This is a genomic window from Pseudomonas corni, from assembly GCF_057128765.1.
Window position 1 is genome coordinate 93,129 of the sequence record NZ_JBSKHW010000010.1, and the last position, 14,442, is coordinate 107,570.

General features: G+C 58.2%; 19 protein-coding genes. 11 read left to right on the forward strand and 8 right to left on the reverse strand.

The features are described 5' to 3' along the window. Positions 1-28 precede the first annotated feature (28 nt). Complete coding sequence (locus tag ACWKV9_RS16510; RefSeq protein ID WP_483837202.1) at positions 29-445, reverse strand: NINE protein; 417 nt, start codon at positions 443-445, stop codon at positions 29-31. A 250-nt stretch (positions 446-695) separates the two neighbouring features. Here ACWKV9_RS16510 and ACWKV9_RS16515 point away from each other — a divergent pair, with 250 nt between their 5' ends. Then, positions 696-1,430, forward strand: a complete 735-nt coding sequence (locus ACWKV9_RS16515; protein ID WP_483837203.1) for a C40 family peptidase — start codon at positions 696-698, stop codon at positions 1,428-1,430. 122 nt (positions 1,431-1,552) lie between these two features. Here ACWKV9_RS16515 and ACWKV9_RS16520 read toward each other — a convergent pair whose 3' ends face one another. Then, complete coding sequence (locus ACWKV9_RS16520) at positions 1,553-2,587, reverse strand: type IV pilus twitching motility protein PilT (protein ID WP_483837204.1); 1,035 nt, start codon at positions 2,585-2,587, stop codon at positions 1,553-1,555. 54 nt (positions 2,588-2,641) lie between these two features. Here ACWKV9_RS16520 and ACWKV9_RS16525 point away from each other — a divergent pair, with 54 nt between their 5' ends. The 9 genes from ACWKV9_RS16525 to ACWKV9_RS16565 all read left to right on the forward strand — a co-directional run bounded on the left by ACWKV9_RS16525 (position 2,642) and on the right by ACWKV9_RS16565 (position 9,452). Further along, positions 2,642-3,328, forward strand: a complete 687-nt coding sequence (locus tag ACWKV9_RS16525; protein ID WP_483837205.1) for a YggS family pyridoxal phosphate-dependent enzyme — start codon at positions 2,642-2,644, stop codon at positions 3,326-3,328. Positions 3,329-3,353: 25 nt separating this feature from the next. Next, positions 3,354-4,172 carry a pyrroline-5-carboxylate reductase gene (gene proC, locus ACWKV9_RS16530; protein ID WP_483837206.1) on the forward strand — a complete coding sequence of 273 codons (819 nt, stop codon included), beginning with the start codon at positions 3,354-3,356 and terminating at the stop codon, positions 4,170-4,172. Positions 4,173-4,182: 10 nt separating this feature from the next. Next, positions 4,183-4,773: a YggT family protein gene (locus ACWKV9_RS16535; RefSeq protein ID WP_483837207.1), complete on the forward strand. Its 591-nt coding sequence runs from the start codon at positions 4,183-4,185 to the stop codon at positions 4,771-4,773. Between the two features lie 272 nt (positions 4,774-5,045). Continuing rightward, positions 5,046-6,185 (forward strand): homoserine O-succinyltransferase MetX, encoded by a 1,140-nt coding sequence (gene metX, locus ACWKV9_RS16540; RefSeq protein WP_483837208.1) that lies wholly within the window; start codon positions 5,046-5,048, stop codon positions 6,183-6,185. A gap of 6 nt (positions 6,186-6,191) precedes the next feature. After that, a complete protein-coding gene (metW, locus tag ACWKV9_RS16545; RefSeq protein WP_483837209.1) occupies positions 6,192-6,812 on the forward strand; it encodes a methionine biosynthesis protein MetW in 621 nt (206 codons plus the stop codon). Between the two features lie 39 nt (positions 6,813-6,851). Further along, the gene (locus tag ACWKV9_RS16550; protein WP_483837210.1) at positions 6,852-7,304 is read left to right on the forward strand and encodes a DUF4426 domain-containing protein; all 453 of its coding nucleotides are present in this window, start codon (positions 6,852-6,854) and stop codon (positions 7,302-7,304) included. Further along, complete coding sequence (gene rdgB / locus ACWKV9_RS16555) at positions 7,301-7,897, forward strand: RdgB/HAM1 family non-canonical purine NTP pyrophosphatase (protein ID WP_483837211.1); 597 nt, start codon at positions 7,301-7,303, stop codon at positions 7,895-7,897. Before ACWKV9_RS16550 ends, rdgB begins: the two co-directional genes overlap by 4 nt. Next, complete coding sequence (gene hemW, locus ACWKV9_RS16560; RefSeq protein WP_483837212.1) at positions 7,894-9,108, forward strand: radical SAM family heme chaperone HemW; 1,215 nt, start codon at positions 7,894-7,896, stop codon at positions 9,106-9,108. The genes rdgB and hemW overlap by 4 nt, the downstream gene beginning before the upstream one ends. 20 nt (positions 9,109-9,128) lie before the next feature. Next, positions 9,129-9,452, forward strand: a complete 324-nt coding sequence (locus ACWKV9_RS16565) for a DUF3392 domain-containing protein (RefSeq protein ID WP_483837213.1) — start codon at positions 9,129-9,131, stop codon at positions 9,450-9,452. A gap of 176 nt (positions 9,453-9,628) precedes the next feature. Here ACWKV9_RS16565 and ACWKV9_RS16570 read toward each other — a convergent pair whose 3' ends face one another. The 5 genes from ACWKV9_RS16570 to ACWKV9_RS16590 all read right to left on the reverse strand — a co-directional run bounded on the left by ACWKV9_RS16570 (position 9,629) and on the right by ACWKV9_RS16590 (position 12,571). Beyond that, positions 9,629-10,069, reverse strand: coding sequence for a hypothetical protein (locus ACWKV9_RS16570; RefSeq protein WP_483837214.1), 441 nt, complete (start codon positions 10,067-10,069; stop codon positions 9,629-9,631). 182 nt (positions 10,070-10,251) lie between these two features. Then, complete coding sequence (gene trmB, locus ACWKV9_RS16575; protein ID WP_483837328.1) at positions 10,252-10,965, reverse strand: tRNA (guanosine(46)-N7)-methyltransferase TrmB; 714 nt, start codon at positions 10,963-10,965, stop codon at positions 10,252-10,254. Positions 10,966-11,020: 55 nt separating this feature from the next. Next, a complete protein-coding gene (locus ACWKV9_RS16580) occupies positions 11,021-11,815 on the reverse strand; it encodes a thiazole synthase (RefSeq protein ID WP_483837215.1) in 795 nt (264 codons plus the stop codon). Between the two features lie 56 nt (positions 11,816-11,871). Further along, positions 11,872-12,072: a sulfur carrier protein ThiS gene (gene thiS / locus ACWKV9_RS16585; RefSeq protein WP_483837216.1), complete on the reverse strand. Its 201-nt coding sequence runs from the start codon at positions 12,070-12,072 to the stop codon at positions 11,872-11,874. Between the two features lie 115 nt (positions 12,073-12,187). Then, positions 12,188-12,571 carry a DUF423 domain-containing protein gene (locus ACWKV9_RS16590; protein ID WP_483837217.1) on the reverse strand — a complete coding sequence of 128 codons (384 nt, stop codon included), beginning with the start codon at positions 12,569-12,571 and terminating at the stop codon, positions 12,188-12,190. Between the two features lie 80 nt (positions 12,572-12,651). Between ACWKV9_RS16590 and mtgA the strand changes: the two genes are divergently transcribed. After that, positions 12,652-13,362: a monofunctional biosynthetic peptidoglycan transglycosylase gene (gene mtgA / locus ACWKV9_RS16595; protein ID WP_483837218.1), complete on the forward strand. Its 711-nt coding sequence runs from the start codon at positions 12,652-12,654 to the stop codon at positions 13,360-13,362. 187 nt (positions 13,363-13,549) lie between these two features. On the opposite strand, the gene rpoH is transcribed toward mtgA, so the two are convergent. Beyond that, positions 13,550-14,404: an RNA polymerase sigma factor RpoH gene (gene rpoH, locus ACWKV9_RS16600; protein WP_483837219.1), complete on the reverse strand. Its 855-nt coding sequence runs from the start codon at positions 14,402-14,404 to the stop codon at positions 13,550-13,552. Positions 14,405-14,442: the final 38 nt, after the last annotated feature.

Sequence of the window (14,442 nt, forward strand, 5' to 3'; positions counted from 1 at the left end):
GCGCTCCTACAGGTTTGCTAGGGGCTAATCAGCGACGTGCGTTTTTCATCGAAATCTGGTCATTCAGCGTCCAGAAGTCATAAAGCACGCCAATCAAGAACAGCCCGCCTGTCAGCGCATAGATGATCCCGGTGATCCATTTGCCTTGGTACATCCGATGTACGCCAAACACACCCAGAAATGTCAGCAGTATCCAGGCGACGCTGTAATCCGTTGTGCCCGCGTTGAAACGCAGGTCCGCTTCGCGGTCCATCGACGGGATGAGAAACAGATCGATCAACCAGCCGATTCCGAATACGCCTAGAGTCAGAAACCAGATCGTACCGGTCACCGGCTTGCCGTAGTAGAAACGGTGCGCGCCGGTAAACCCGACAATCCAGAGCACGTAGCCCATGATTTTGCTGTGCGTATCAGGACGCTGAACGTCCACTTCATAGGTATTCATCGGCAGCCTCTTTTGTGCTGATAGAAAAAAATATGCGTAAAGTTTGTGACTTTTGTGACCCGTTCCGACGTATGGCGGGAACCTCTCAGGCATTCGGCAAACCCTTGTAACTAAAGGGGATACACACAGCGATGTGACAATTTTGACGTCAAAACTGACCCGTCGGGCAGTAAATGATTCGACAAGTGGGTCTGAATTGACAAAAAAAGCTGTTATAAAGTTGCGCGCTGACCAATATGAGCCCTGCCTAATGCGTCCATTTTTCAAGACATGGCTAACTATTTGCCTATTTATGCCACTGGCCGCCCACGCCACCAACCGTGAGCAACCGTTACCTGCGAGCTTCAATGGCTTCACCGCCAAGACGCAGTCCTCGGAAACAGTAACGCGCAACATCGCCGCTCAACGCGCCGCGATGGCTGCACTGGATGAGACCGCCGCACCACTGGCGACCTCCAAGCGCAAAAGCAAAAACGGCAAGACGTCCAATCGTCCGTCTTCCCACCGGGTTTCCAAGAATACTGTCGCCCTCGCCAGCCTGGCGCCGGGTAACACCAAGCAAAGCAGCACTGTCGTTAACCGCGCCATGAAAGCGATCGGTACACCTTATCGTTGGGGCGGCACCAGCCCAACAAAAGGGTTCGACTGCAGCGGTTTGGTGAAATATGCATTTAACGACGTGAGCGAAGTCGATTTGCCGCGTACGTCCAACGCCATGGCCGAAGGTCACGGGCAGAAAGTCGATCGCAAGGATTTGAAGCCAGGTGACTTGCTGTTCTTCAACATCAAGAGCCGTCAGGTCAATCACGTCGCCATTTACCTGGGCGGCGGGCAGTTCGTGCATGCGCCCCGCCGTGGCAAGTCGGTTACGGTTGATACGCTGAACAAACCGTACTGGGACAGCCATTACGTCGTTGCCAAGCGTGTGCTGCCAAAGCAACCGCCTTCGTCGCACAAGCCGACAGTGCGACTGGCTCAGCGTTGATCACCAGACAGCTGTAGGAGCGAATTTATTCGCGAAGGGCCGGCCCAGAAGACATCTCCTTGTCAGACCGGTCAATTGCCTCGCGAATAAATTCGCGCCTACAGAATTCAAACGCCTGACAACTAGAAATTGTCAGGCGTTTTTGCTTTCTCCCGCGCGCTTTCCCGCGTGATGATGCCTTTGCTCACCAGATCCTTCAGGCACATGTCCAGTGTCTGCATGCCCAGTGCCCCGCCCGTTTGAATCGACGAATACATCTGCGCCACCTTATCTTCACGGATCAGGTTTCGGATCGCCGAGGTGCCGATCATGATTTCGTGCGCCGCCACTCGCCCGCCACCGACTTTTTTCAACAGCGCCTGTGAAACGATGGCGTGCAGCGATTCCGACAGCATCGAACGAATCATCGATTTTTCCTGAGCCGGAAACACATCGACAATCCGGTCAATACTCTTCGCTGCTGAGGTCGTGTGCAGTGTGCCGAACACCAAGTGGCCGGTTTCCGCAGCGGTCAGTGCAAGCCGGATCGTTTCCAGGTCTCGCAGCTCGCCCACCAGAATCACGTCCGGGTCTTCACGCAGCGCCGAGCGCAGTGCTTCAGCAAAGCCGTGTGTGTCGCGATGTACTTCGCGCTGGTTGATCAGGCTCTTCTTGGATTCGTGAACAAATTCGATCGGGTCTTCGATGGTAAGGATGTGGTGATGCTTGTTGGCGTTCAGATAATCAACCATCGCCGCCAGCGTCGTCGATTTGCCCGAACCGGTCGGACCGGTTACCAGTACCAGGCCACGGGGTACGTCTGTAATCTTGCGAAACACTTCTCCCATCCCCAGATCTTCCATGCTGAGGACTTTGGAAGGAATCGTTCGAAAGACCGCACCCGCCCCGCGATTCTGATTGAAAGCGTTGACCCGAAACCGCGCAACGCCGGGCACTTCGAAGGAGAAGTCGGTTTCCAGATCCTCTTCGAAATCCTTGCGCTGCTTGTCATTCATGATGTCGTAGATCAGCTCCTGAACCGCCTTCTGGTCCAGAGGTGGCAGGTTGATCCGCCGCACGTCGCCATCTACCCGAATCATCGGCGGCAGGCCAGCCGAGAGGTGTAAGTCCGACGCGCCTTGCTTGGCACTGAAGGCAAGCAGCTCGGTAATATCCATACAGCTCCTCATCACATAGAATGCCGCAGACTTTAGCCCTGCTGGCGCAAATCAATGTCCACGATAGCAGAGAACATTTCAACGCTCGGTGAGCGAATTAACGCAGCCGCACGCGCATCGCAGCGCGACCCGGCGTCCGTCGGCCTGCTCGCCGTGAGCAAGACCAAACCGGCAAGTGACCTGCGTCAGGCACACGCTGCCGGTCTGTGCGATTTCGGCGAGAACTACCTTCAGGAAGCCCTGAGCAAACAGCTCGAATTGGCTGACCTGCCCTTGATCTGGCATTTCATCGGCCCCATTCAATCGAACAAGACTCGCGCTATTGCCGAGCACTTTGACTGGGTGCATTCCGTGGACCGCTTGAAAATTGCCCAACGCCTGTCCGAGCAACGCCCCACCGAACTGCCGCCGCTTAACATCTGCATCCAGGTCAACGTCAGCGGTGAGGCCAGCAAATCCGGTTGTACGCCCCAGGACTTACCGGCTCTGGCGGACGCGATCTCTGCGCTGCCTAATTTGAGACTGCGGGGCTTGATGGCAATTCCCGAACCCACTGACGACATCAGCGAACAGAAGGCAGCCTTTGCGGCAGTACAGGCGCTGCAGGACTCGCTGAAGCTGCCACTGGACACCCTTTCCATGGGCATGAGCCACGACCTGGAGGCCGCGATTGCACAAGGCGCAACCTGGGTACGGATCGGCACTGCCCTTTTTGGCGCCCGTGATTACGGTCAGCCCTAACTCTTTGCCCTACAGGAATTCGTTCATGAGCAAGACTCGCATCGCATTCATCGGCGCAGGCAACATGGCCGCCAGCCTTATCGGCGGGCTGCGCGCCCAGGGCGTCGAACCTGATCTGATCCACGCCAGCGATCCCGGCGAAGAAACCCGCGAACGTGTCTCGACCGAGCACGGCATCAAGGTCTTCGCCGATAACGCTCAAGCCATCGAAAACGCCGACGTTGTGCTGTTGGCGGTCAAGCCACAGATGATGAAAGCCGTCTGCGAAGCCTTGCGCCCCCACCTCAAACCCAATCAATTGATGGTCTCGATTGCTGCGGGCATCACCTGCGCCAGCATGAAAACCTGGCTGGGCGAGCAACCCATCGTGCGCTGCATGCCCAACACACCAGCCTTGCTGCGCCAAGGTGTGAGCGGCTTGTATGCGACCGAAGAGGTCAGCGTTGCGCAACGTGATCAGGCCGAGCAATTGCTATCGGCAGTGGGCATCGCCCTGTGGCTGGACGAAGAGAAGCAACTGGACGCCGTGACTGCGGTATCCGGAAGCGGTCCGGCATATTTCTTTCTGCTGATCGAAGCCATGACCGCTGCCGGCGTGAAGCTTGGCTTGCCGGCAGACGTCGCGGCCAAATTCACACTGCAAACCGCCCTCGGTGCCGCACTGATGGCAACCGGCAGCGATGTCGATGCTGCCGAACTGCGCCGCCGTGTGACGTCGCCTGCGGGCACCACCGAAGCTGCGATCAAATCATTCCAGGCCAGCGGTTTCGAAGCGATTGTCGAAACTGCCCTCAGCGCCGCCGCCCACCGTTCAGCCGAGATGGCCGAAGTTCTGGGCAAATAAGGAGAAGTCTATGAATGCACTCACTGGCGCCACGGTGTTCGTTGTACAGACGCTGATCAGCCTTTACCTCGCCATCGTTCTGCTGCGCTTCGTGCTGCAGCTGGTCAAGGCCAACTTCTACAACCCGTTAAGCCAGTTTGCGGTGCGTGCCACGCAGCCGCTGCTCAAACCCATTCGCCGGATCGTCCCGAGCGTGCTGGGTCTTGATACATCATCGCTGTTGTTGGCGATCGTGATTCAGGCGCTGCTGATGGCGTTTGTGCTGATGATGACCTACGGCACCATCGGCGATATTCCCCACCTGTTTATCTGGTCGATCCTGGGCGTGACGTCGTTGCTGCTGAAGATCTTCTGGGTGGCGATGATCATCATGGTGATCGTGTCCTGGATCGCGCCGGGCAGCCATAACCCCGCCGCCGAACTGGCCTACCAGATCAGCGAGCCGATCCTGGCGCCGTTTCGCCGGATCATTCCAAACCTGGGCGGCATGGACATCTCGCCGATCTTCGCCTTCCTCGCGATTCAGGTCGTTCAGTCCTACCTGATGCCGCAACTGGCTGCCTACGCCGGCATGCCGCAGGAGTTGTGGCGGTTGATCTAAAGCTTTCGCGGGCAAGCTCATTCCTACAGATTCAGCGACTGCTTTGTGGGAGGGAGCTTGCTCGCGATGAGGGCAATGTATTCGTCAGGCCTCCTGAGTGCCCGGTATCGAATCGCGAGCAAGCTCCCTCCCACAAACCGGTGCCTGCGCTGCAACAGCGCGGCTTCTGGACGAGGAGCAATTTTCCGCAAAAACCCGTGCAATGACCATGCTTGTTGCCGCTACCCCCCGCGGTCTTTAGACTTACGCCTCATTTAACGAGAGCAGGGTCGATGTCCACGGTCTTTCCCGAAGATTCTGTCGGTCTAGTCACGCCGCAAATGGCGCATTTCAGCGAGCCCTTGGCTCTGGCCTGTGGCCGCTCACTGCCCGCCTACGACCTCATCTACGAAACCTACGGCACGCTCAACGCCGCGCGCAGCAATGGCGTGTTGATCTGCCACGCCTTGTCCGGGCATCACCACGCCGCCGGTTATCACAGCAGTGAAGACCGCAAGCCTGGCTGGTGGGACAGCTGCATCGGCCCCGGCAAGCCCATCGACACCAATCGCTTCTTCGTGGTCAGCCTGAACAACCTGGGCGGCTGTAACGGCTCCACAGGCCCGAGCAGCATTAACCCGGAAAACGGCAAACCCTTCGGCGCCGACTTCCCGGTGCTGACCGTCGAAGACTGGGTCAACAGCCAGGCGCTGCTGGCTGACCGGCTGGGCATCGCGCAATGGGCGGCCATCGTCGGCGGCAGTCTTGGCGGCATGCAGGCGCTGCAGTGGACCATCAGTTATCCAGATCGAGTACGCCACTGCCTGGCTATCGCTTCGGCACCCAAGTTGTCGGCGCAGAACATCGCGTTCAACGAAGTCGCGCGCCAGGCGATCCTTACCGATCCGGAGTTCCACGGCGGCTCGTTCCAGGAACACGGCGTGATCCCCAAGCGCGGCCTGATGCTGGCGCGCATGGTCGGGCACATCACCTACCTGTCCGACGATTCCATGGGCGAGAAATTCGGTCGCGGCCTCAAGAGCGAAAAGCTCAACTACGACTTCCACAGCGTCGAGTTTCAGGTTGAAAGCTACCTGCGCTATCAAGGCGAAGAGTTTTCCGGTCGCTTTGATGCCAACACTTACCTGTTGATGACCAAAGCGCTGGATTACTTCGACCCCGCAGCCAACTTCAACGACGACCTGGCCGCGACCTTCGGCAACGCCACCTCCAAGTTCTGTGTGATCTCGTTCACCACCGACTGGCGCTTCTCGCCAGCGCGCTCGCGGGAATTGGTCGACGCGCTGATGGCGGCAAAAAAAGACGTCTGCTACCTGGAAATCGACGCACCACAAGGCCACGACGCCTTCCTGATTCCTATCCCGCGCTACTTGCAGGCGTTCTCCAGCTACATGAACCGAATTGAGATCTGAGGACACATGAGAGCCGACCTGGACATCATCCAAGACTGGATACCTGCCGGCAGCCGGGTGCTCGACCTCGGTTGTGGCGACGGCGAACTGCTCGCCTGGCTGCGGGACAACAAACAAGTGACCGGATACGGCCTGGAAAACGACGCCGACAACATTGCGCGCTGCGTGGCCAAGGGCGTCAACGTCATCGAACAGGATCTGGACAAGGGCCTGGGCAACTTTGCCAGCAACAGCTTCGACGTGGTGGTGATGACCCAGGCGTTGCAAGCGGTGCATTACCCGGACCGGATTCTCGACGAAATGCTGCGCGTCGGCCGCCAGTGCATCATTACCTTCCCTAACTTCGGTCACTGGCGCTGCCGTTGGTATCTGGCGAGCAAAGGCCGGATGCCGGTGTCCGACTTCCTGCCCTACACCTGGTACAACACGCCCAACATCCACTTTTGTACGTTTGCCGACTTCGAAGCGCTGTGCCGTGGCCGCGAAGCGAAGGTCATTGATCGGCTGGCGGTCGATCAGCAGCATCGGCATGGCTGGGCGAGCAAGCTATGGCCTAACCTGTTGGGTGAGATTGGCATTTACCGGGTCAGCAGCCCTGGCTTGCAGGACCACCAGATCGCGATCTGACCCGCGATAGCACCACCCAGAACAATAAGGAGAACGATCATGTGTCGTCTGACTGCGCTGTTTTGTACCCTCTTGGCACTCTTTGTCTGCGCGCCGTCCATGGCCGCCGATAACGCCAGGCCGGAGCGGCAAGAGCAATTTGGCGACCTGACCGTTCACTACAACGCCTTCGCTTCAAGCTTTCTGCAACCGTCCATCGCCCAAGAGGTCGGAGTCATACGCAGCAAGAGCCAGGGCGTGCTTAACATTGCAGCGATCAAGGATGGCAAGACCGTTTCCGCCAACGTCACCGGGTCAGTAAAAGACCTCACCGGACGGTCCAAACCGTTGACGTTCAGGCAAAGCAACATCGGTGGCTCGGTCAATTACCTCGCGGAGTTCGCGGTGGACCCTGGTTCTTCGGCGATTTACACCTTCACGGTCAACGTGAAAGCAGGCGACGGCGACGCATACGCGTTCAGCTTCAACCAGGAAATATTTTCGGACGAATGATGAAACTCACCCAGCTCGTATTGGCCAGCCACAACGCCGGCAAACTCAAAGAACTCCAGGCTATGCTTGGCGCCAGCGTGCAGTTGCGCTCAATCGGCGAGTTCAGCGGCGTGGAGCCGGAAGAGACCGGTCTGTCGTTCGTCGAGAACGCCATCTTGAAAGCGCGCAATGCAGCGCGCATCTCCGGCTTGCCGTCGCTGGCGGACGATTCGGGGCTGGCGGTGGATTTCCTCGGCGGCGCGCCAGGGATTTATTCCGCCCGTTACGCAGACGGTCAGGGCGATGCTGCCAATAACGCCAAGCTGCTGGGCGCGTTGAAAGACGTACCGGACGCTCAGCGCGGTGCGCAGTTTGTCTGCGTGCTGGCACTGGTGAGGCATGCCGACGATCCTCTGCCGATTCTGTGCGAAGGCTTGTGGGCAGGTCGCATTCTGCGCGCGGCTCGCGGCGAGCATGGCTTTGGGTATGACCCGCTGTTCTGGGTCCCTGAGCGCGATTGTTCGAGCGCTGAACTGAGCCCGGCCGGGAAGAATCTGCTTAGCCATCGCGCCCGCGCCATGGCCATTCTGCGGCAGCGCCTGGGCTTGCAATGACACAGGATTCCACTGCACGGCCTCTGTTTCTCGGCGAGGCCGGATTTTCGTCCGAAGCACCACGCGCCGGGCTGCCGCAACTGCCTCCACTGTCGCTATACATCCATATCCCGTGGTGCGTGCGCAAATGCCCCTATTGCGACTTCAACTCGCACACTGCAAGTCCCGTCCTGCCGGAAGATGAATACGTCGATGCGCTGCTGGCCGACCTTGATCAGGACTTGCGCCATGTCTATGGCCGCGAACTGGCCTCGATCTTCTTCGGTGGCGGCACGCCCAGCCTGTTCAGCGCCGATTCCCTGGGACGCCTGCTCAAAGGCGTGGAACAGCGGATTCGTTTCGCACCGGACATCGAAATCACCCTGGAAGCCAATCCTGGAACGTTCGAGCAGGCTAAGTTCAGCGCCTACCGAGGACTGGGCATCAATCGACTGTCGATTGGCATCCAGAGTTTTCAGGAATCCAAACTCAAGGCGCTCGGCCGTATCCATAACGGTGATGAAGCGGTGCGCGCCGCCGATATGGCGCGTCTGGCCGGGTTCGATAACTTCAATCTGGACTTGATGCACGGTTTGCCTGATCAGTCGCAAGAGGACGCATTGAGCGATTTGCGTCAGGCCATCGCCTTGGCGCCGACGCACTTGTCCTGGTATCAGCTGACGCTTGAGCCGAACACGGTGTTCTGGAATCAGCCGCCAACGCTGCCAGAAGACGACACGCTGTGGGACATCCAAGAAGCAGGTCAGACGTTACTTGCAGAAAACGGCTACGGGCAATACGAAGTGTCAGCTTATGCACAGCCAGGTAAACCCGCGCGGCACAACCTGAACTACTGGAGTTTTGGCGACTTTATCGGCATCGGCGCTGGCGCTCACGGCAAGTTAAGCTATCCGGATGGGCAGATTATTCGCACCTGGAAAACGCGCCTACCCAAGGATTACCTCAATCCGGCAAAGCCGTTCCAGGCTGGAGAAAAAGCCCTCAGCGCTGACGAGATGCCTTTTGAATTTCTGATGAATGCACTGCGCCTGACTCAAGGGGTGGACGCTGCGTTGTTTCAACAGCGCACAGGTTTAAACGTTGATTTGCTGGCCAGCGCTCGGCAGCAGGCTGAACAACGAGGCTTGCTGGTGGCCGACCCAACGCGCCTGGTGGCCACGGCCCACGGCCAGCTGTTCCTCAATGATCTGCTGCAATACTTCCTCATTTAAGGCCTCCCTAAGGACACTCCATGGACTTCATTCTCGACCTGCTTGCCAACGTCTCGCGCTGGAGCCGCAGCAATCTTTCCGAAATCGCGCTGGCGCTGGTGGGCTGTCTGTTGGTTCTGTTTGGCGCGGACATTAAAGGCTGGATCGAAGGCCGTCTGAGCAGCTTCGCTGGCGCACTGCGCATCCCGGTCATGGCGCTGCTCTGCACCATCGGCAGCGGCGCCGCGCTGATCTACGCCACGCCGTGGGTGGTGCGCGGCCTCAGCCAGTTCAACAACTACAGCCTGGCGCCCGTGCTGTTGGTGGTGCTGGTGTTGATCGGGGTGGTCGCGGATCGTAAGTGATAGGGCGCCCGAAGATCCGGTTCCTGTAGGAGCGAATTCATTCGCGAATCGGTGGCTCGCGCGATGAAGGTCTGTTAGCCATGCGGGCCTATCGCGAATAAATTCGCTCCTATAGGGACCTCGGGTTCTGCACAAAAAAGGGGAAGCCTAAGCTTCCCCTTCTTGTTGCGCACCTGTCAGCGGATGCTTTGGATGCTGCCTTTGTTGCCGGTCACTTTCACGTTCACTTGCTTGAAGATGAAGTAGTCATTGACGGTGACTTCGTAACGAGGGGCGACGATCAGGTCAGCGCCTGACGACTTGACAGCCTTGTAAGCGGCAGCCGCTTTAGCATTGGCGACTGGGTCCGGGAAAGGCAGACCCATCGCGGAACCGCCTGCGCCGCCATAGCTGACGCCATCGGCAAACTGATTGTCGCCACCGATGTTCAGCCAGCCGAACAGTACGTTGGTGGAAGACTCTCCGCTGATCGTCTCACCGACTTTCACATCTGCTTTGAGGTCAGTTTTGACTTCGCCCGACAGCGGCACCGCTGGCTGGCTAGCGTTGTAACTGACGCAGCCGCTGGTGACGGCAATCAAGGCCGCAAGCGACGCCAAACCCAATAGTTTTTTCATCTTTCAGACTCTCTCGTTTGGTTGAAAATATGCAACCGCGAGAGGCTAAGGGAATGGCCGCAGATAAAACGCCAGACACCGGCGCTAAAAAATCGGGATAGCTCGCTAAAGCAGGTAGGAAAATTCGGACAGAAGTGTCCTCCTCGCGCCCAGTCGATGACAGGACGCGAAAGGAACGGCCATCAGGCGATTTTTTCGAACTTCAAATCCCAGACTCCGTGCCCGAGGCGTTCGCCCCGACGCTCGAATTTGGTGATCGGTCGCTCCGCAGGACGCGGCACGCATTTGCCGTCTTCGGCCAGGTTGCGGTAACCCGGCGCAACGTTCATCACTTCCAGCATGTACTCAGCGTACGGTTCCCAGTCGGTCGCCATGTGCAGCACGCCGCCGGGTTTGAGTTTGCTGCGCACAAGTTCGGCGAACTCGGCCTGCACGATGCGGCGCTTGTGATGGCGCGACTTGTGCCACGGGTCCGGGAAGAACAGCATCAGGCGATCAAGGCTGTTGTCCGCGATGCAGCGGTTGAGCACTTCAATCGCATCGCAATCGTAGACCCGCAGGTTGGTCAGACTTTGCGTCAGCACACCGTTAAGCAATGCGCCGACGCCCGGACGATGCACTTCCACGCCGATGAAGTCGTGCTCGGGTGCAGCAGCTGCCATCTCCAGCAGCGAATGGCCCATACCGAAGCCGATTTCCAGCGTGCGCGGTGCCGAGCGACCAAACACCTGATCGAAGTCGACCGGCGCATCGGCCAGCGGCAGGACGAACAGCGGCGTGCCTTGATCCAGGCCGCGCTGCTGGCCTTCGGTCATGCGACCGGCGCGCATCACGAAGCTTTTGATACGGCGATGCTCGCGCGTGTCGCTCGGCGTTTTACCGTCTTCTTCGTTCATCACGTCGTCTTCGGGAAGCGGGTCAGGCGTTTGTGAGTCAATCATCAACGGGCTCTTACTTGATCAGACCATCCAGCGGCGAGGACGCGCTGGCATAGAGTTTTTTCGGCATGCGCCCGGCAAGGTATGCCATGCGGCCAGCCAGAATGGCGTGTTTCATGGCTTGCGCCATCAGGATCGGCTGTTGCGCATTAGCGATCGCCGAGTTCATCAGCACCGCTTCGCAGCCCAATTCCATGGCGATGGTGGCGTCAGACGCAGTACCGACACCGGCATCGACCAGCACCGGGACTTTCGATTCCTCAAGAATGATGCGCAGGTTGTACGGGTTGCAGATACCCAGGCCTGTACCGATCAGGCCGGCCAGCGGCATGATCGCGCAGCAGCCAATTTCGGCCAGCTGGCGGGCAATGATCGGGTCATCGCTGGTGTAAACCATCACGTCGAAACCATCCTTGACCAGCGTTTCGGCGGCCTTGAGGGTTTCAATCACGTTGGGGAACAAGGTCTTCTGATCAGCCAGAACTTCGAGTTTGACCAGGTTGTGGCCGTCGAGCAGTTCACGGGCCAGGCGGCAGGTGCGCACGGCTTCGATAGCGTCGTAGCAGCCTGCGGTGTTCGGCAGGATGGTGTAGCGATCTGGGGGCAGGATGTCGAGCAGGTTCGGCTCGTTGGGATTCTGGCCCAGGTTGGTCCGGCGCACGGCCACCGTGACGATCTCTGCACCCGAGGCTTCGATGGCCAGACGGGTTTCTTCCATGTCCTTGTACTTGCCGGTGCCAACCAGCAGGCGCGACTGGAAAGTCCGACCGGCCACGATGAAGGGCTTGTCGCTACGAACGTTGCTCATCGGAAATCCTCTGTGTGATTGAGGTTTTTGCAGTTGTCTGGACTGACAGAGGCGACCTAGCCGCCACCGATTGCGTGGACCACTTCAACCTGATCGCCATCGCGCAGGGCCGTGGACACATGCTGGCTGCGCGGGACGATATCCAGATTGAGTTCAACCGCAATTCGACGTCCGACCAGCTCAAGACGTGTCAGCAGCGCCGCGACGGTTTCGCCATCGGGCACTTCGTAGGGTTCACCGTTCAACTGAATGTGCATGCGAGTCGGCAGCCATCATTTTAGGGGGCGAGCATTCTAGCCCGATCAGTCGGGATGACCAAGGCAAAGCCGCGCCATTCGTCTTGCGCTGGACTGGTGAGTCAGGTTTGCCCGATCAGAGCGTTTCGATACCCAGCTGCCAGGCGGTCCAGCCCAAAATCGCCCAACCCAGCAGGAAGCACAGGCCGCCAATCGGGGTGATGATTCCTATCTTGCTGATGCCGGTCAGGGTAAGCAAATACAAGCTGCCGGAGAACAGGATGATACCCAGTGTGAACGCAATACCTGCGTAGGTGACCAATCGCCCCTGGATCTGCATCGCCAGCAATGCCACACCAAAGATTGCCAGCGCGTGGATCAATTGGTAGAGCACGCCGGTCTGGAATATCGCCATGTACTCGGCGCTGAGACGGTTTTTCAGGCCGTGGGCGCCGAATGCGCCCAGCGCGACACCAGTAAAACCGAAGAAAGCGGCCAACATCAGAAAGGTTCGAAGCATAGGTAACTCCAGTCAAAAATCGTTCAATGGCGCGTGGTCTGTATAATGGCCCGCTCAATGGGTTCGGCCAAGCCATCTCTATGCTGCGTTTACTTCTTCAACGTGTCGTCAAAGGACTGCTCTGGTTCGCAGCGGCGAGTGTCGTGCTGGTATTGATCTTTCGCTGGGTGCCACCTCCGGGCACTGCGCTGATGGTAGAACGCAAGGTTGAATCGTGGTTCAACGGCCAGCCCATCGACCTGCAGCGCGACTGGCAGCCGTGGGACAAAATCTCCAACGATTTGAAAGTCGCCGTTATTGCCGGGGAAGATCAGAAGTTCGCCGAGCACTGGGGTTTCGACATCGACGCTATCCAGGCAGCGCTTGTTCATAACGAACAGGGCGGTTCGTTGCGCGGCGCCAGCACGCTGAGCCAGCAGGTGTCGAAGAACCTCTTTCTGTGGTCTGGCCGCAGTTATCTGCGAAAAGGTCTGGAAGCCTGGTTCACCGGTTTGATCGAGATATTGTGGTCCAAACAGCGAATTCTTGAGGTTTACCTGAACAGTGTGGAGTGGGATGAGGGTGTGTTTGGCGCGCAAGCCGCTGCGCAGCATCATTTCCATGTGAACGCGGGGCAGCTGTCGACTCAGCAGGCGAGTTATCTGGCGGCCGTCCTGCCTAACCCTCGTGAATGGAGCGCCAGCCGCCCAAGCAGTTATGTGTCACGGCGCGCGGGCTGGATTCGTCAGCAGATGCGCCAGCTGGGCGGGGATGAGTATCTAGTGGGGCTCAATCACAGCCGCAGATGGTAATGAGCTTTAGATTTGCCTGTTCCCATGTAGGAGCGCGCTTGCCCGCGATCGCGATCTACCCGACCCGGTGATGTTTAAGGCGCTGACGCCATCGCGGGCAAGCGCGCTCCTACACCGACACTTGTCGCGTCAACAAACAAAAACGCCCCGATCAGATCGGGGCGTTTTCAGTTGTAGCATCTAGCGCTTAGGCAGCGATCGAGACCTTGAGCTTGTTCATCGCGCTCTTCTCAAGCTGACGAATCCGCTCGGCAGAGACGTTGTACTTCTCTGCCAGGTCATGCAGCGTGGCCTTCTCTTCAGCCAGCCAGCGCTGATAGAGAATGTCGCGGCTGCGATCATCCAGAACATTCAACGCTTCGTGCAGGTTCGCGGTCGAGGTGTCAGTCCAGTCGGAATCTTCCAGCTGACGCGCCGGATCGTAACGATGGTCTTCCAAATAGTTAGCCGGCGATTGGAATGCGCTGTCGTCGTCGGCCTCAGCAGCCGGGTCGAACGCCATGTCATGACCGGTCAAGCGACTTTCCATCTCGCGCACTTCACGCGGCTCAACGCCAAGGCTTTCAGCCACGCGATGCACTTCTTCGTTGTTCAGCCAGGCCAGACGTTTCTTCTGGCTGCGCAGATTGAAGAACAGTTTGCGCTGGGCTTTGGTGGTCGCGACTTTCACGATGCGCCAGTTGCGCAGAATGAACTCGTGAATTTCAGCCTTGATCCAGTGAACCGCGAAGGACACCAGACGCACACCCATCTCAGGGTTAAAACGCTTCACGGCTTTCATCAAGCCGACATTACCTTCCTGAATCAGGTCAGCCTGGGCCAGCCCGTATCCGGAATAACTGCGTGCGATATGCACAACAAAACGCAGGTGGGCGAGCACCATCTGCCGAGCCGCCCCAAGATCCTGCTCATAATAGAGACTCTCGGCCAGTTCACGCTCCTGTTCAGGGGTCAGCAGCGGGATGCTGTTAACCGTGTGCACATAGGCTTCAAGGTTTGCACCGGGAACCAGGGCATAAACAGGTTGCATAGAAGTGGTCATACGAAAAAACCTCCGACTCACGTATTCGTGCAGTTCAG